15 protein-coding genes are annotated in these 17,790 nt (G+C 58.4%); 2 read left to right on the top strand and 13 right to left on the bottom strand.

Features of this window, described 5'->3' with window-relative positions; all coding sequences use genetic code 11:
- Positions 1-66: 66 nt before the first annotated feature.
- The 12 genes from fbpC to mntR all read right to left on the bottom strand — a co-directional run bounded on the left by fbpC (position 67) and on the right by mntR (position 15,008).
- Positions 67-1,113, bottom strand: a complete 1,047-nt coding sequence (gene fbpC, locus ACQUTD_RS18665; protein WP_473277007.1) for a ferric ABC transporter ATP-binding protein — start codon at positions 1,111-1,113, stop codon at positions 67-69.
- 4 nt (positions 1,114-1,117) lie between these two features.
- The gene (locus ACQUTD_RS18660; RefSeq protein WP_318363568.1) at positions 1,118-3,196 is read right to left on the bottom strand and encodes an ABC transporter permease; all 2,079 of its coding nucleotides are present in this window, start codon (positions 3,194-3,196) and stop codon (positions 1,118-1,120) included.
- A 75-nt stretch (positions 3,197-3,271) separates the two neighbouring features.
- Positions 3,272-4,303 carry an extracellular solute-binding protein gene (locus ACQUTD_RS18655; protein ID WP_473277006.1) on the bottom strand — a complete coding sequence of 344 codons (1,032 nt, stop codon included), beginning with the start codon at positions 4,301-4,303 and terminating at the stop codon, positions 3,272-3,274.
- Complete coding sequence (gene uhpC, locus ACQUTD_RS18650; RefSeq protein ID WP_473277005.1) at positions 4,300-5,604, bottom strand: MFS transporter family glucose-6-phosphate receptor UhpC; 1,305 nt, start codon at positions 5,602-5,604, stop codon at positions 4,300-4,302. Before uhpC ends, ACQUTD_RS18655 begins: the two co-directional genes overlap by 4 nt.
- Positions 5,605-5,688: 84 nt before the next feature.
- Complete coding sequence (locus tag ACQUTD_RS18645; protein WP_473277004.1) at positions 5,689-7,233, bottom strand: MASE1 domain-containing protein; 1,545 nt, start codon at positions 7,231-7,233, stop codon at positions 5,689-5,691.
- On the bottom strand, positions 7,233-7,862 hold the full coding sequence (locus ACQUTD_RS18640; protein WP_318373434.1) for a response regulator transcription factor: 630 nt from the start codon (positions 7,860-7,862) through the stop codon (positions 7,233-7,235). Before ACQUTD_RS18640 ends, ACQUTD_RS18645 begins: the two co-directional genes overlap by 1 nt.
- Positions 7,863-7,963: 101 nt before the next feature.
- On the bottom strand, positions 7,964-9,004 hold the full coding sequence (locus ACQUTD_RS18635) for an aldo/keto reductase (RefSeq protein ID WP_473277003.1): 1,041 nt from the start codon (positions 9,002-9,004) through the stop codon (positions 7,964-7,966).
- A gap of 108 nt (positions 9,005-9,112) precedes the next feature.
- Positions 9,113-10,639, bottom strand: a complete 1,527-nt coding sequence (locus ACQUTD_RS18630) for an efflux transporter outer membrane subunit (RefSeq protein ID WP_473276999.1) — start codon at positions 10,637-10,639, stop codon at positions 9,113-9,115.
- 1 nt (position 10,640) lies between these two features.
- Positions 10,641-12,212, bottom strand: coding sequence for a DHA2 family efflux MFS transporter permease subunit (locus ACQUTD_RS18625; RefSeq protein WP_072567927.1), 1,572 nt, complete (start codon positions 12,210-12,212; stop codon positions 10,641-10,643).
- A complete protein-coding gene (locus ACQUTD_RS18620; RefSeq protein WP_473276996.1) occupies positions 12,209-13,327 on the bottom strand; it encodes an HlyD family secretion protein in 1,119 nt (372 codons plus the stop codon). The genes ACQUTD_RS18625 and ACQUTD_RS18620 overlap by 4 nt, the downstream gene beginning before the upstream one ends.
- 101 nt (positions 13,328-13,428) lie before the next feature.
- Positions 13,429-14,538 (bottom strand): anion transporter, encoded by a 1,110-nt coding sequence (locus ACQUTD_RS18615; protein ID WP_318373431.1) that lies wholly within the window; start codon positions 14,536-14,538, stop codon positions 13,429-13,431.
- Positions 14,535-15,008, bottom strand: a complete 474-nt coding sequence (gene mntR / locus ACQUTD_RS18610) for a manganese-binding transcriptional regulator MntR (RefSeq protein WP_072567924.1) — start codon at positions 15,006-15,008, stop codon at positions 14,535-14,537. Before mntR ends, ACQUTD_RS18615 begins: the two co-directional genes overlap by 4 nt.
- Positions 15,009-15,197: 189 nt before the next feature.
- Between mntR and mntS the strand changes: the two genes are divergently transcribed.
- Complete coding sequence (mntS, locus tag ACQUTD_RS18605; protein WP_072567923.1) at positions 15,198-15,326, top strand: manganase accumulation protein MntS; 129 nt, start codon at positions 15,198-15,200, stop codon at positions 15,324-15,326.
- Between the two features lie 279 nt (positions 15,327-15,605).
- Positions 15,606-17,189 carry a sulfatase-like hydrolase/transferase gene (locus ACQUTD_RS18600; protein ID WP_473276993.1) on the top strand — a complete coding sequence of 528 codons (1,584 nt, stop codon included), beginning with the start codon at positions 15,606-15,608 and terminating at the stop codon, positions 17,187-17,189.
- Between the two features lie 80 nt (positions 17,190-17,269).
- Here the strand turns inward: ACQUTD_RS18600 and ompX are convergent, their stop codons facing one another.
- A complete protein-coding gene (ompX, locus tag ACQUTD_RS18595; protein ID WP_072567921.1) occupies positions 17,270-17,776 on the bottom strand; it encodes an outer membrane protein OmpX in 507 nt (168 codons plus the stop codon).
- Positions 17,777-17,790 lie beyond the last annotated feature (14 nt).

Here is a 17,790-nt window from a genome sequence, read left to right as displayed (position 1 = left end):
TAAACCGAACATTCCACTAAACCGAACATTCCATTGAACGGAACATTCCACTAAAAGCCACCCTGATTAACCCGCCTCCCGCATCTCAAACATCCCGTACGGATGGATCTCCAGGAAATAATTCTCCCCCACGTCCGGCTGCAATCGCGTCGCATTCACCTGCAACAAAATCTCCTGCCCATGCCACGCAACAATCACCTCATACTGCGGTCCCATATAGGCTACATGGCGGATCACGCAGCGCTGGCTTTCGCTGCCGTGCTGCCCAAGCGTGATCGCCTCCGGACGCACGCCCACCTGCCCGCTTCCCACGGTGGCGAACTGCGCCGGGCGCGGTAGCCGGTAACCGTAAATATCCACATGATCCGCCGAGAAGGTCGCCGGGAACAGGTTGGCATCGCCCATAAAGCTGGCCATAAAGCGCGACGCAGGCTGACGATAGAGATCCTGTGGCGAGCCCATCTGCATGATGTGGCCTTTATTCATCACCAGCACGGTATCGGATACCGCAAAGGCTTCGCTCTGATCGTGGGTGACATAGAGCGACGTGATATTAAACTGCTTTTGCAGCTCGCGAATTTTATCGCGCATACTGCGCCGCAGGTTGGCGTCGAGGTTACTGAGCGGCTCATCAAACAGCAGCACTTTGGGCTTTAAGATCAGCGCGCGCGCCAGCGCCACACGCTGCTGCTGACCGCCGGAAATCTGATCCACATAGCGATCTTCAAACCCATCCAGATCGACCATCGCCAGCGCCTCTTTGACGCGGGTTTTGATCTCCGCGCGCGACACGCCGAGCATCTTCAGGCCATAGCCGACGTTCTCGCCCAGCGACATGTGTGGGAACAGCGCGTACGACTGGAACACCATACAAATATCACGCTGCTGGATCGAACTGTCGGTCACGTCTTCACCGTCGATAAAAATCTGCCCGGAGGTTGGTTTTTCCAGCCCTGCCACCAGCCGCAGCACCGTGGTTTTACCGCAGCCGGACGGGCCGAGCAGCGTTACCATCTCCCCCTGCGGGATCGCCAGGTTGATATTTTCAATCACCACATTGCTGCCAAAGGTTTTACCCACGTTGCGCAGCTCAACAAAATGTTTCTGAGTCATAAATTTACGCCTGGTTTTTAGCTTTTGAACGGGAGATACGCGCCTCACCGATCAGCCAGTCAAAGAGGAAGATGATCGCCAGCATCACCACAATCAGGATCGAGCCGTAGGCAATGGCCACGCCGTACTCGCCGTCCTCAACACGGTTTAAGATGTAGGCCGTAGCCACACGGGTGTCCGGCGTGACGAGGAACACAATGGCGCTCACCGTGGTAATGGCGCGCACAAAGCTGTAGATCAGCGCCGAGAGGATCGCCGGGCGCAGCAGCGGCAGCAGAATGTGCGTAATGGTACGCAGTGATCCGGCGCGCAGGCTGAGGGAGGCTTCATCCAGCGATTTGTCGATCTGCCCCAGCCCCGCGATCCCGGCGCGAATACCCACCGGCACGTTACGCATCACCATGGAGATAATCACAATGGCCGCGGTGCCCGTCAGGTACACCGGGGCGCTGTTAAAGGCGAGAATATAAGAAACGCCCGCCACGGTGCCCGGTACGGCAAAACACAGCATGGTGGTGAACTCGATAGTCTTTTTGCCGCGGAACTGCTGGCGCACCACCACCCAGGCGATCAGCAGGCCAAAGATGGCGGTAATAGGCGCGGCAATCCCGGCGTACAGCAGCGTATCGAGCAGTGACGGCCACGCGCCATCGCTCATCCCCTGACCGAACAGCTTGATAAAGTTATCCAGCGTCAGGGTGTAATCCACGCCCCAGTTGACGGTAAAGCTGCCGTAGAAAATGCTGCCGTACAGCAGCGCATTGAATGCCACCCACACCGCCAGCAGCGCCATCACGCCCCACACCAGCGTCACCGGCAGCGGCTGCACGTCGCCACGGTAGGATTTCCCGGAGACGGTGACGTAGGAGCGTTTACCGATCCACATGTACTGGATGCAGAACACCAGCAGCGAGAACAGCAGCAGGAAGGCGCCCAGCGTACTGGCCGCCTGATAATCCAGCTGCGAGCCGGTGATATAGAAATAGATCTGCGTCGCCAGCACGTCGAAGTTGCCGCCCAGCACCAGCGGGTTACTGAAGTCCGCCAGCGACTGCACGATGACGATCAGAAAGGCGTTTGCCAGCGCCGGTTTTAAGAGCGGCACAAAGACGCCGTTAAAGGTCTGCCAGCGGCTGGCGCGCAGGGTGTAAGAGGCTTCTTCCAGCGACGGATGAATGGTTTTGATGGCGCCATCGAGGATCATAAAGGCCATCGGCGTAAAGGCCAGCACCTGCGCGATCCAGATACCGGTAAAACCGTACAGCCAGTTAGTGTTGGTCAGGCCGAACCAGTCGACCATCAGTTCAGTCACATAACCGGAGCGGCCCATCATCAGCGTCACGCCCAGCCCGACCACAAAGGGCGGCGTAACGATCGGCAGAATAGAGAAAATACGGCCAATAATGGCGCTGCGCCGGGCGATGCGCGTGGTGTAGATCGCCAGCACCAGCCCGAAGAAGGTACAGCCCACGCCCACCGCCATCGACAGCAGGATCGAGTTGACGATCACCTGCACGATATGCGCCTGCGACAGCACCGTCATAAAGGCCAGCGGCGCGAATTCCCCGCTGTCGGTGGTGAACATCGGAATAAAGATGGCGATACTCGGCCAGACGATAAAAATGCCGATCAGCGCGATAATGGCGATCAGCGAGCCAATCACAAAGCGGTCGCCGCTCAGCCATTCAAGGCGGGTCAACGCCAGCGTCATGATCGCGCCAAGGGAGATGAACAGCACGATGGTGGCATAGCCCAGCCCACGCCCGGCGAGCGTCGCGCTGATAACGATAAACGCCATACAGGCCAGCGCCCAGCCGGCGTCAAACCAGTGGCGACGGCGTTGATCGCGGCTGGCCGCGCTGAACGGGCGCAGCAGCAACAGGCTGGGGAACAGGTACCACAGCAGGCTGACGTTAAGATGCGACCAGGCGTACGCATCAAGAATTTCGTCCGCCGTGGATTCAAACAGGCCATAATCCAGGCTCCAGCTCGGCAGCAGCGCGAACGCCAGCCAGCCTAAAAGCAGCCAAAGGAAGACCGCATCCCGCTTTCTGGCGGGATGGAGTGCAAGTGTGTGTGACATAAGTGTTCCGGTGTTGGGAAAGTTGTAGGCCGGGTAAGGCGTTAACGCCGCCACCCGGCATTGACCGCCGTGGGGTTATTTCCCCATCTTCACATCGCTGACCCATTTATTGATCAGCGCCTTACGCACATCAGTTGATCCGTATTTGTCCATGTCGTAGCTGATAAGCTTCAGATCGTCGAGCTTGAGCGAGTTCGGCGAAGTTTCCGCCGTGGTGTTGGTCAGGATCTGATAGGACTTGCCCTTCTTCCACGCCAGCTCCTGCGCTTCTTTTGACAGCACCCAGTCAACGAACAGCTTCGCGTTGTCGGCATTGCGCGCGCCTTTCAGAATACTGACGCCGCCGATTTCATAGCCGGTGCCTTCGCACGGCGAGATCAGCTCCAGCGGCGCGCCCTGCTCCTTTTCCAGCGAATAATCGTGCAGGAAGCCGATGCCGATAGCCGTTTCGCCGCGGGCGGCGTTACGCGCCGGGGCGATCCCGGATTTGGTGTACTGAGAGATATTGGTATTAAGCTGCTTCAGGTAATCGAACGCCTGATCTTCGCCCCACAGTTGTACGAAGGTGGCGAACGCGGTATAGGCGGTGCCGGAACTTTGCGGATCGGCAATCTGGATCTCACCTTTGTATTCCGGTTTGGTCAGATCTTTCCAGCATTTCGGGATCGGCAGGTTTTTCTCTTTCAGCTTCTCGGTATTAACCCCGAAGCCGAGAATGCCGACATACACCGCCGACGACAGGTTGCCTTTCACTTTGGCCGGATCGCGGAACTGCGTCATGATCTGCTCAAGGTTCGGGGATTTATACGGCTGCAACAGCCCCATTTCACCGGCCTGCGACTGCGGATCTAAGGTGCCGCCGTACCAGACATCCGCCTGCGGGTTTTTCTTCTCCGCATCCACTTTCGCCAGCGTACTGCCGGAGCCGTTACGGATAAACGAGGTTTTCACATCGTATTTTTCGCCGAAGGCTTTGGTTTCGGTTTCACACATTTCATTGGTGGCGCTGCAATAGACCACTAGACGGCCTTTTGCCTGTGCGCCGCCGCTTAATGTTGCTAAAGCAATGCCGGTGGCTACCAGCGTAGAGAGCAGAGTCACTTTCATGTTTTTATCCTTTGCGTGTTAGAAGCCGTAATGCCCGCCATCAACAGCGGCATCAGCAGTAAACCCATCAGTGCCGCCGCGACGGACAGCAGGGTAAACATCCCCGACCAGCCGTAGCCTTCGATCACCTGTGACAGCGGCCAGCCCGCCAGCGCCGCCCCCAGATAGGCGAACAGCCCCAGAAAACCGGTGATGGAGCCCGCCGCCCCTTTATGACCGCACTCCACCGCCGCCAGACCAATCAACATCTGCGGGCCGAAAACAAAAAAGCCCACGGTAAAAAAGCACATCGCCAGCAGCGCGTAATGGTGCACCGGCGCCAGCCACAGCGCGGCGACGGAGACCATCAGGCCGAGCGTGAACAGCAAAATCATCGGCGCGCGCTGCCCGCTGAACATCACATCCGATCCCCATCCGGCAAACAGCGCCCCCAGCAGCCCGCCGACTTCAAACAGCATGACGGTGGCGTTAGCGCTGAGCAGATTGACGCCGTGATTCTCCGCCAGCCAGATGTTCCCCCAGTCGTTGAGCGCAATGCGGATGAGGTACACCAGCACATAAGAGACGCCCAGCAACCAGATCATCGGGTTTTGCAGCATGGTGGTGCGTAACATCTGCCACAGCCCCATCGGCGGGCTTTGTTGCTCCTGACGTAATTCCAGCGGATCCTGCCGCCACGTCCCGACGGAAGGTAACCCCTCTTCCTGCGGTGTGCCCCGCAGTTGCATGGTTAACCACACGCCGAGCGCCATGCTGATGATCCCTGGTGTCAGCATCGCGGCCTGCCAGCCCCACCAGTGGGCGGCAAAGGCACAGATCAGCGGGATAATCGCCCCGCCGATATTGATGGAGGTATTCCAGCAGCCCCACCAGAAGCCGCGCTCGTTGCGCGAATACCAGTGGGTCAGCAGGCGCGCGCATGGCGGCCAGCCCCAGCCCTGGAAAAAGCCGTTCAGCGTCCAGATGAACAGCAGCATCGGCAGCGAATCGCCGAACGCAAAGAGCACGTTTAACAGCCCGGTGGCAAACAGTCCGATACCCATGAAGACCCGGCTGCCGTGGCTGTCGTGCCAGAGTCCGGCGGCAAACTTCGACAGGCCGTAGCTGAGATAAAACAGCGAACCCAGCAGGCCGATATCGCTCTTGCTTAAGCTGAGATCCAGTTGCAGCGCGGGCAGCACGTAATTGACGCTTTTGCGCGTCAGGTAAAAGGCCGCGTAACCCACCACCATCGACAGCAATAAACGCGGGCGTAGACGGCGGTAGCGCTGGCTAATGGCAGTGGCTGACAGTTCCTGCATAAGGCCTCCGGTGACAATGACTATATGAAAGCGAACGAAAAAGGGGATGAGAGAAAGTCCGCACTGACTAAGACTTTTTCCTGGTTAACGGGGGCTTTGTGGCAAAAGTGTGGGCAGGTTAACAGTTACGCGCGTCCCCTGAGCGGACTCCAGCACCAGATCGCCCCCCAGCGCATGCACCCGCTCGCGCATCCCCTGAATGCCGAAGCCAGGGGACTGCCCGGCCGGTAGGCCGATACCGTTATCCGCGACCGTCAGCCAGATCTGCCCGTCGCGCGGCTCAAGGACAATGCTCACCCGGCTGGCCTGCGCATGCTTGCAGACGTTGTTCAGCAGCTCCTGCAACAGGCGGTAAAGGGTAAAAATCAGGGTTTCGTTTTCCGGCGGCGCGCTGAGCCGGTAATCAAAGCGGCAGATGATGCCGCGCTCGGCAAAGGCGAACTCATTCACCAGATGGTGCAGCGCTTCGCGAAAGGAGAGTTCATCCAGCACCGGCGGACGCAGTTGCCGCAACAGCTGGCGGGTGGAGGTGTGAATACGCCGGGCCAGATCGTTAATCTGGCTGGCGGCGTCCAGCGCCTGGCTGCTGCCCGCGCTGCGTTTTACCAGCTGCGACTGGATCTGAATGGCGGTGATGTTCTGGCCGATCTCATCGTGCAGCTCTCTGGCAAGGCTTTTGCGGGTGTCTTCTTCACTGTGGATCAGCTTCTCCGCCAGCGCGCGGCGCGCCTGTAACTCCACCTCCAGCCGCTGGCGATAGCGATCGAGGTTTTGCGCCAGATGTTGCTGGCGGCTGATGGCGATCCCAAGCCCGATGCCGAGCAACGCCTGGGTGGCGAGGAAAATCTCCAGCTCCAGCAGATCGCCAAAACCGATGCCCACCTGACGGGCGATGGTGATCATCATGCTGCCGAGCAGCCCCGCCAGCACCCCGCCCTGCCAGCCGAATTTCCACGCCATGATGACGTTAGGTAGAAACACCACGATCAGCAGCAGCCGTTCGATTTCCGGCGACAGCACCATCTGCGTGCTAATACCGATAATAAAAAACAGGCTGCACCAGATAATCAGCGAGGTGCGCAGCGGCGGATTACTGGTGTCCAGCCCCAGCAAATGATAGCGATGCTGCTGGCGCAGAAATTCAAAAATCAGGTAGACGAAGGGCGTCAGCAGCACGCCGCCGGTGAAGCTGGCAAGACCGATTAGCGTCGCCTTACTTTCCAGAAAGGGGGCCAGCAGCAGGGTTTGCAGCAGGGCGCAGGCGGTGACCGCCGTCAGCAGCAGCGTCAGGCGATGCCAGTAGAGGGGAAAACGGTGCCAGTAATAGTGCGCCACACGCGCCACCGGTAGCGCGATTAAGGGGGCGGCCAGCATGTTGTAACCAGTGAGCAACTGTTCGCTGTGCAGCCAGAGAATCATCGCCAGCAACGGAAGTAACAGCGTCAGCCAGAAGCGGCGCGACAGCAAAATCAGCAGCGCCAGAAAAACGCCCTGCGGCAGAAACAGTACCGCCTGCTGACCGTTATGGGTGAGGTAAAAACTCAGCGTCCACAGCATCAGCCAGCCAGGTCCCCAGGCCAGGACGATAAACAGTGACAGCACCATAAAACGCCGGGACGCTGACGACATCAGTGCCCCGTCAGCAGCTGGTGGTCGAGGGCAAAATGCACCAGTTCAATGGTGCTGCTGCACTGTAACTTGCCCAGCACGTTAGCGCGATGGACATGCACGGTTTTGTGGCTCAGTTCGAGCTTAAAGGCGATCTCTTTGACGCTGTCGCCCCTGACCAGCAGATCGAATACTTCCCGCTCGCGGGGGGTGAGAATATTCAGCACTTTACCGGAGGGTTCGCCGCCGCGCAGGGCGCGCAGGGCATCGGCGCACAGATAATGACCGCCCATGCCGACGGATCGCACCGCCTGCACCAGCTCTTCCGGACCGCAGCGTTTGGTGAGATAGCCGCTGGCCCCGGCGTCCAGGGCGCTCTGCACAAATGCGGGCGTATCATAAATACTGAGAATAATAGCGCGAAAGCCAGGGCGCTGTTGACGCAGGCGTTTCAGCAGGCTGAGGCCATTTTCGTCGGGCATGGCGACATCCAGCACCGCCACGTCAACGTCATCCTGAAGCAGTGCGGGCCAGGCCTCCGCAGCGGTGCTGAACTGCCCGGTCACGCACACGTCTTCTTCGAGGCCGAGGAGCTGCGCAAACCCCGACCGTACCACAACATGATCATCCACCAGCACGACACGGACCATTAGCATCACTCCCCTTTCTTTCGCGACATGATGCCGGGTCAGACGGCGCTGGCAATGCTCTTATGGATGATATGTTATGGATGTAACAAAATTGCAATAAATTACTGCGCAGCCAGCTGCTTGCGGCGGTATTCGCCCTGACGTTCCAGCATCCAGCCCGGATATTCCCGCGGCAGCGCGCTGACCGCATCCAGCTGTTGCAGCTCGTCGTCGCTCAGGCGAATGCCGGTGGCGGCGATATTATCCAGCAACTGTTCTTCGCGCTTCGCGCCGATGATCACGCTGCTGACCACCGGCTGATGCAGCAGCCAGGCCAGGGCGATCTGCGCCACGCTCACGCCCTTCGCATCGGCAATGGTGCGCATCACGTCCACGCAGTCAAACGCGCGATCTTTATTCACCGGCGGGAAGTCGAATTCCTGGCGACGGCTGCCCGCTTCCGCCTGCCCGTCGCGGCTGTATTTCCCGCTTAACAGGCCGCCCGCCAGCGGGCTCCAGACCATCAGGCCGACGCCTTCACTCTGCATCATCGGCACCAGCTCGCGCTCCAGTTCCCGTCCGGCGAGGGTGTAATAGGCCTGCAGCGAGGCAAAGCGCGTAAGACCTAAACGTTCGGAAATGCCCAGCGCTTTGGCGATCTGCCAGGCCGCCCAGTTGGAGACGCCGATATAGCGCACATGGCCGTGCTGCACCAGATTATCCAGCGCGTACAGTGTCTCTTCGATGGGCGTCGCCGGATCAAAGCCGTGCAGCTGATAGAGATCGATATGATCCAGCTGCAGGCGCTGCAAGCTCTGCTTCACGCCTGCGATAATGTGGTGGCGGGAACTGCCGCGGGAGTTCACCCCTGCCGTGCCGGTTTCACCGAACACTTTGGTGGCGACAATGACGTTCTCGCGCGGCACCTTAAGGTTTTTCAGCGCCTGCCCGGTGATGATTTCCGAGCGGCCCCCGGAGTACACATCGGCGGTATCAATGAAATTGATCCCCGCATCCAGCGCGCTACCCACCAGGCGATCCGCATCGCTCTGACTGAGCTTGCCGATTTTGCCCCACATGTCGTCTTCGCCGCCAAAGGTCATGGTGCCAAGGCACAGTTCCGACACAAACAGACCGGTATTGCCAAGTTTCTGGTATCGCATAGAACCTTCCTCATAAAGATGCTGCCGTGAATGTTCTGTAGTTATACCCGCCCTGCCGGTTATGCGAATGTGGCGATCCTGCGCGTTTCTTGCCCAATCCTCTGAAAGTTATCCGCGCGGCGCGTCGCCAAACACGGCGTAGTCAGGCATCTGCACGTTCTGGTATGGCTCCCAGCCGCCGCCGAGGGCTTTATAGAGCGCCACCAGATCGAGGCTGGTCTGCACCCGCGCCTGCGCCCGCTGCTGTTCCGCCTGGGCTAACTGGCGCTGGGCATCCAGCACATCGATAAAGGTGGCGATCCCCTGCCGGTAGCTGTCGCTCGCCAGATCGAAGGCGTTTTGCAGCGCGGTGATAGTTTTGCTCAGACCGGCTTCACGCTGCTGATCGGTGCGGTAGCTGACCAGCGCATTTTCCACATCCCCCAGCGCCGTCAGCACCGTCTGGCGATAGTTGAGCACCGCCGCGCCCTGCTGCGCCCTTGCCAGTTTGACGCTGGAAACCAGCCGTCCGCCCTGGAAAATCGGGATCGAAACCTGCGGGCCAAAGCTGTAGAAATGGCTGCTCCAGTCGGTGAGCCAGTTGGTTTCACTGTTGCGCAGGCCAAACTGGCCGGTCAGCGACAGGCTGGGGAACAGCTGCGCCACCGACACGCCGATCTGCGCGGTGGCGGCATGTAAATTCGCTTCCGCTTCGCGCACGTCCGGACGACGCCGCGCCAGGGTGGACGGAATGCCGGTCGCCACCAGATCCGGCAGTTTCGGCAGCGGCTGTGGGTTGCGCAGTTCAGCGTCCAGCGCGCCCGGCGGCTTGCCGAGCAGGATCGCCAGCGCGTTCATCGCCTGCCGCTCCTGTGCCTGATACTGCGGTAGCTGCGCCTCAAGATTACCAAGCTGGGCGCGGGCGTTTTCCACATCCAGCTGCGGTGCCAATCCCCCGCGCTGGCGGTTTTCCGTCAGCGTGAAGGTTTCCTGGGCGGTAGCAATCTGCGTATTCATGGTGGCGATAATGCTCTGCGCGCCGCGCAGTTGCAGCCAGGCGCGGGCGACTTCCGCTTCCAGCGATACCAGCGCGTCGTTGCGCTGTTCAATGGCCGCCTGCTGCTGCGCCTGCGCCGCTTCCACCTGGCGGCGCACTCTGCCCCACAGATCGATCTCCCACTGGGCATCAAAGCTACCCTGATAGAGATTCACCGGCTGCGTCAGGGTGCCAAGCGCCCCCTGCAATTCGGGATCAACGTCATTCAGCTGGCCGTAAACGTCATGGGATTTCAGCTCCCCTTCCAGCCCGAGCTGCTGACGGGTGGCCTTCAGACTGCCGTTTACCGCCGGCAGCAATGCCCCGCCCGCCTGATTGATCTGCTCCCGCGCCCCGGCGATGCGCAGCACGGTCTGCTGCAACGACAGGTTATCGGCAATTGCCCGCTCGATCAGGCTGTTGAGCTGCGGGGAGTTGAAGGTCGTCCACCAGCGGGGATTGACCGCCTGGGACGCCGTCCGGGATTTCACATTGCGGTCGCCCTGGTCATTCCAGTGGCTGACCGCCGGGGCGGCGGGCTGCTGATAATCCGGCCCGACGGCGCAGCCTGCCAGCAACAGCGCCAGCAGGGTGAGAGTGGGATGAGTTTTCCTGTGCATCTTAATGTGCTCCTGCGCTGCCTTCGCTTTTCACCGGCGAAAGCAGTAAACAAAATGGGATCAACAGAACGGCCACCAGACTGAGCAATGTGAAGACATCCACATACGCGAGGAAGCGCGACTGCTCAATTAAGGTCTGGTACATCTGCCCGCTGGCAATGGCGGTGGGATCGCCCACCTGCGAGGTGAAATTGCGTATCGCCTCTGCTGAGCTGCGGATCGCTTGCTGGAACTGCTCGTCAAAGGGCGAGGCATGTTCGCTGAGATAGGCGCTGTGCACCTGGGATCGTTCGGTAATGGCGGCGGTGGAGAGCGAAATGCCCATTGATCCCGCGACGTTACGGAACATGGTGAACAGCGCCGCGGCGTCGGCGTTCAGCTGCCGGGGTATGGTGATAAAGGCAATGGTGGTCAGTGGTACAAACAGGAAGCCGAGGCCAATCGACTGGGCGCTGCGGAACAGCACCAGGGTTTCAAAATCGATGTCCGGCGTCAGGGTGCGCGACCAGAAGAACGACAGCGCGAGGCAGGCAAAGCCAAAGGCGATGATCCAGCGCGTCTGCACCACCGGCATCAGCTTCAGCACCAGCGGAATGGTCAGCACGATCAGTATCGCCCCTGGCGACAGCACCAGCCCCGACCAGGTGGCGGTATAGCCCAGATCCTGCTGCGCCAGCTGCGGGATCACCACCGAGCTGCCGTAGAGGATCATCGCCATGCCCGCCATCAGCAGGCTCGACACCGCAAAGTTTTTATCCTTCATACACTGCAGGTTGACCACCGGTTTTTTGGCATAAATCAGCCAGTAGATAGCGCCGATAATGCCCACCAGCGTCAGCACTGCAAAGGTGCGGATAAAGCCGGAAGCAAACCAGTCGTCATCTTCGCCGCGATCCAGCATCACCTGTAAACAGCCCAGACCCAGCGCGATAAGGCCAATGCCCGTCCAGTCGATGGAGAGTTTTTCTTCCGATTTACGCTCCCACGGCGGATCTTCCAGCAGCTGATAGATCGCCAGCACCGTAATAATCCCCACCGGGATATTAATAAAGAATACCCAGCGCCAGGAGTAGTTATCGGTGATCCAGCCGCCGAGCGTCGGGCCAAGCACAGGCGCGACGATAATGGCGATGGATGACAGGCCGAACGCCTTGCCGCGATCTTCCGGCTTAAAGTAATCCAGCAGCACCGACTGCTGCGTCGGCTGCAAACCGCCGCCAAAGAAGCCCTGCAAGATACGGAACAGGATGATTTCCCACAGTTCAGTGGCGATACCGCACAAAAACGAGCAGACGGTAAACATCACGATGCAGATCAGGAAGAAGCGTTTACGGCCAAAAACCCGGCTTAAAAACGCCGAGATGGGCAGCACAATACCGTTCGCCACCAGATAACTGGTCAGCACCCAGGTCGATTCGCTGTAGCTGGAGGAGAGCGATCCGGCGACGTGCGGCAGTGCCACGTTAACGATAGTAGTGTCGAGGATCTCCATAAAAACCGCCAGGGTGACGACAATCGCCACCGCCCACGGATTGCTGGCGGGTTTCCAGCTTTCATGGTTGTGATCGGTCATTCCAGCGTAACCTTCGGCTCAACGGACAGACCCAGCGGCATCGGCTTGTTGGGATCCAGCCCTTTGTCGATGACGATTTTCACCGGCACGCGCTGGACGATCTTCACAAAGTTACCGGTGGCGTTTTCTGCCGGGAAGGCGGAGAAACGCGATCCGCTGCCCTGCTGAATACTGTCGATATGCCCTTCCAGCTCCATATCCGGCCAGGCATCGATGCTGATGGTGACTTTATTGCCGGGGCGCATACGCTCCAGCTGCGACTCTTTAAAGTTAGCGACCACCCAGATGTCCGGCGACACCAGCGAGAACAACGCGCTGCCCGCCTGCACCAGAGTGCCGGTCTGCACGTTACGTTTGGTGACGTAACCGTCGAAAGGCGCGCGCACTTCCGTATAGGAAAGATTCAGCTCGGCGTTTTCCAGCTGCGCCCGCGCCTGATCGACCTGACGCTGGCGCGCTTCGACGTTGGTTTCCTGCTGACGGATTTGCAGCTGCACCTGCTCGGCCACTTCCGCCTGCGCCTTAGCGCTGGCCAGCTGAGCCTGGGCACTGCGCAGCTGCGCGTTGGCGGTATCAATATTTTGTTGCGTGGTGGCGCGGGGATCGACGCCGCGCTGACGGCGGTACGCGGCCTCGGCATTGGCCAGATCCGCCTGCGCTTTCAGTACCTGGGCGCGCGCTTCATCCCGCTGGGCGGGATACTGCACTTTCGAGAGCGCCAGCTGCGCCTGCGCCTGATGCAGTTGCGCCGTCGCCAGACCCAGCTGGGCCTGCGCCTGATCGCGCTGGGCGCGGGTATCGCGCGGATCGATGGTCACCAGCAGATCGCCCTTCTTCACCCGCTGGTTATCTTTCACGCGCAGCTCGGTCACGTAGCCCGCGACCTTGGGCGCAATAGTCACCACATCGCCATCGGTGAAGGCGTCGTCAGTGGTTTCTTCATTGCGGGTCAGCAGCCACCACACCAGTGCGCCGACCACCATGACGATCACCACGATGCCAAGGATAATAATCGGCTTTTTGCCGGGGCGTTTACGTTCTGCTTTTTCGTTATTATTGTCGGTTTTATTGTCGTCTTTGTGCGTCTCGTCAGACGCGTTCATGTTCTCAGCCATAGCGTTACAACGTTCCTGTCAGTTAACGGCGCGGCAGGTGCGCCGTTAACTAAAGTTAGGAGGTTGCTATACATTTGCCAGGAAAAACTGACAATTGAGCACTAACTGAGAATAAAAAGACCGTAGCCGACCAGCGCCGCCCAGACGAGCAGCGGTAGCGACCAGAGGTGAAAACGCCACCAGATGCGGCGATCCTGCGCCATGCGCAGCGCGATGAGATTCGCCAGCGAGCCGGGCAGCAGCCCGAAACCGCCGACGTTAACCGCCCAGGCGAGCAGCTGATCCGGCGGTACATAGTTGAGCAGTAAAATGGTGGCCGGAACGTTGCTGATAAACTGCGACAGGCCAATGGCGGTGAGCCAAAGGCCGGGCGCGGATAAGTTGCCAACATCGTTCAGCGCCCCCTGCAACACCGGCAGCTGGATCAGCAGGTGCACGTCGATAAACATCGCCATAAACACCAGCAGCAGCGTCCAGTCGACGCTCAGCACCACGCGGCGGGCGAGGATCAGAAAACCGACAGCGATGACCGCCAGCCCCCACAGCTCCTGTTTCAGCTCCAGTGAAATAAGAAACACGATATAGAGCGCCAGACAGCTCCACACCAGCCGCGGCTGCCAGTCTGTAGCCTGGGTGCCGCTGTGGTAATTGAGGGCTTTTTTCGGGAAGGCAAACCAGCACAGCGCCAGTAATGTCAGCATCATCGCCAGCGCCAGCGGCGCCATCTGCGCGCAGAAGGCGGCAAACGACAGGCCGGAGCGTCCCCACAGCAGGATATTTTGCGGGTTGCCAATGGGCGTAAGCAGCGAGCCGGCGTTTACCGCCAGCGCTTCGAAGATGATCAGCCGGTTGACCGGGATCTCACAGAGTTTTTTCAGCGTGATGGTCAGCGGCACCACAATAAACAGCGCCACATCGTTGGTTAAAAAGGTCGACAACAGCGCGGCTGCCAGCACCATAAAGATCGCCAGACGGCGTTCGGTGGCGAAGCGGCGCACCATGCGACGCCCCACCACATCGAAATAGCCCGACAGCTCGACGCCTTTGGTCAGCAGCATCAGCCCGCTGAGGGTAATAATGGTGTGCCAGTCGATGGCTTTACCCCAGCCCGCCGGGGCAAAGGGGACGAAAAAGCTGAGGAGTACGCCCACCAGCAGTAACAGATGAAAGAATCGGTCGCGGGCCAGCGCACGCACGAAGGGCAGCGTCATTCTGCGTTCTGGCCCTGTTGCAGGGTAAACAGACGGAAACGCTCAAGGGTTTCTTCACTGACGTGGTGTTCCATCCCTTCCGCATCGCGGCGGGCGGTATCCGGGCTGACGCCGAGCACCAGCAGAAAACTTTCCACAATCTGATGACGCTCACGGCTTTGCTGCGCCAGGGTCTCCCCTTCCGGCGTCAGGAACACGCCGCGCCAGGGGATCTGTTCGATCAGGCCGACGCTGGCCAGTCGTTTTAACATTTTGGCTACCGTCGGCTGCGAAACGCCCAGCCGCGCCGCCATGTCCACCTGACGCGCTTCGCCCACTTCGCGGATCAGATCGGAAATCAACTCAACATAATCATCGATTAACTCGCGGCGATGCGCCTCGCGAACCTGGCGAAATCCTTCGACATGTTCTTCAACATTAACCAGTTGCGTCACTTTTTTTATTGTTGGCGTACCTGCGCGACGACTCATAGTGCTTCCTCATTGACGTGACGCGAATACCGCATCCTCTAAGCGAGCGGCCATTGTAAACCATCGCCTGAGGAGTACAAAAAATTAACGCATTAGCCATAGCTATAAAATATAGCCTATGCTATATCTGTATGTAATGCAGTCACCCTTCACGGACGGAATGGTTTTTATCTGGACAGGAGGTAACTAATGAACGAATTCAGGAGATGTATGGCCGTGTTCAGTCACTCCCCTTTTAAAGTGCGTTTACTGCTGGTTAATCTGTTGTGTGACATGTTCCACAGCAAACCGCAGCCGGACGATAAACCTTCACGCTAACGCGGCGTCGCGGTACGCCGCTTCATTTTTCTGTCACATCCCCCCGTCATACTGATCGTTTCTATAGAATTTTCTTATTATTTGTCGCTTTTGTAACCATTATCGCAAAACATTGCCCTGACGCCTGTTGACCTTAATGACGGCTCGCTCTATCTTCTCGCAGCCCTGCACAAATGCGGCTTGCGGATGACGGCCCCCTCCTCATTCTTCACGCATTGTCCCGCAGGTTTTGACCCTCGACGCCAGGGTGAGCACATGGCGTTTTCGCGATAGTGTCATATGAATTTAATCATAAAAGAAACCCTCGCTGCGCGCGGGCTGAACATCAGCCCGTGGACAGGTTTTTATTTTTTGCAGTCCTTACTTATTAACTACGCCCTTGGCTATCCTTTCAGCCTGCTGTATGCCGTCGCCTTTGCCCTGGTCTTACAGCTGCTATGGCGTCACGCCCCGCGGGTACAGAAAGTGCTGATCGGCCTTTGTACCCTGGTGGCGGCGTCCTACTATCCGTTCGGTCAGGCTTATGGCGCGCCAAACTTTAATACCCTGCTGGCGCTGCACTCCACCAATATGGAAGAGTCCACGGAAATATTGACGATTTTCCCGTGGTACAACTACGTGATAGGCCTGTTTATTTTTGGCCTGGGCGTGATCGCCGTGCGCCGCAAAGCGGCGGAACGTGCGGCCTGGGGTAAATGGGATCATCTGGGTGTCGCCTTCTGTCTCGCGGTGGTGTTCGTGCAGCCGGTAAGTAATCTTTACTACGGCTGGGGCTTCCACCTGAAAGACACCGGTTATCCGGTGGTGCGCTTCGTGAAAGATGTGGTGGTGAATAACCGCGAAGTGCGGGAAGAACAGACCCGCATGGCGGAACTGTCCGGCATGAAAGATACCTGGACGGTGCTGGGCGTGAAGCCGAAATATCACACTTATGTGGTGGTGATCGGCGAAAGCGTGCGTCGCGACGCGATGGGCGCCTTTGGCGGGTACTGGAATAACACGCCCTTCGCCAGCCAGGTTAACGGCACCTTCTTTACCGACTACGTGGCCGCCAGCGGCTCGACGCAAAAATCCCTCGGCCTGACGCTAAACCGCGTGGTGGACGATAAACCGCAATACCAGGATAACTTCGTCACCCTGGCGAACCGCGCCGGATTCCAGACCTGGTGGTTCTCCAATCAGGGACAAATTGGCGAATACGATACCGCCATCGCCAGCATCGCGAAACGCGCCGATGAAGTGCAGTTCCTGAAAAACGGCGATTTCGAAGCGGATAAAAACGTCAAGGATGAGGCGCTGCTGAAAATGACGGCCCAGGTGTTGTCCACGCCGCGCAGCCAGCCGCAGCTGATCGTCCTGCACCTGATGGGTTCTCACCCGCAGGCCTGCGATCGCACCGAAGGTAAATATAAGGTGTTTGTGCAGTCGAAAGAGACCTCCTGCTACCTCTATTCCATCACCCAGACCGATGAATTGCTCGGCAAACTCTATGCGCAGTTGCAGGGCGCGGGGGACAGTTTCTCGATGGTCTATTTCTCGGATCATGGCCTTGCCATTAAAGAGCGCGGCAAAGATGTGCAGTATCTGGCCCATGGCGACACCTTCCAGCAGAACTTCCAGGTGCCCTTTATGGTGCTTTCCAGCGATGACAAGACCCATCGCGTGATCAAAGCCCGTCGCTCGGCCAATGATTTCCTGAACTTTTTCTCACAGTGGACCGGCATCAGCGCAAAAGAGATCACCAATAAATACCGTTTTATGTCCTCGCAAAAAAGCGGCACCACCTGGGTGACGAATTTCAAATTGCAGAAAGTGGATTACACCCATCTGGGCACGGATATTTTTGAGACCAAAACGCGGTAAACGCTGTGACCGTAGCCATTCGTTTCCATAGAGCAAAAAAAATCCGCCCGTGGGCGGATTTTTTATCATCACAGAAGTGATTAGAAGCGGTAGCCAACGCCTGCGATCCAGGTGCCAACGTCAACGCTACGGATACGGCTCTGCTCGTAGGACACGTCCAGAGCAACGTTTTCCATCGGGTTGAACTGCATACCTGCACCGTAAGAGAAGCCATAATCGCTGGTGTCAGCGGTTTTGAAGCCATCTTCGCGCTGCTGGAATTTACCGTAACCAACACCCACTACGCCATAGATGCTGGCCCAGTCGTTGATACGGAAAGCAGGACCACCGGTCACGCCGTAGTACTGTGCTTTGTTATAAGCGCCGTCTTCGGTACGATCTTTTTCGGTGTAAGTGAAGGAACCGATGTAGCCCAGCGGAGTATCATTTTCGTAACGGTATTTCAGGTTGAAACCGTTTGTTTTGTTCGCTACGCCCTGCGCATCGCTCTGAGCGTAACCGCCAGAAACGGTGGATGCAGCTACTGCGGAACCTGCGGTAACGGCCAGAATCGCGGCCAGCGCTGAAAGACATGCAATTTTTTTCATAACCACCTCAAATG

The sequence above is a fragment of the Enterobacter sp. K510 genome (assembly GCF_055804875.1).
This window is presented reverse-complemented; position numbering and strand designations above follow the sequence as displayed.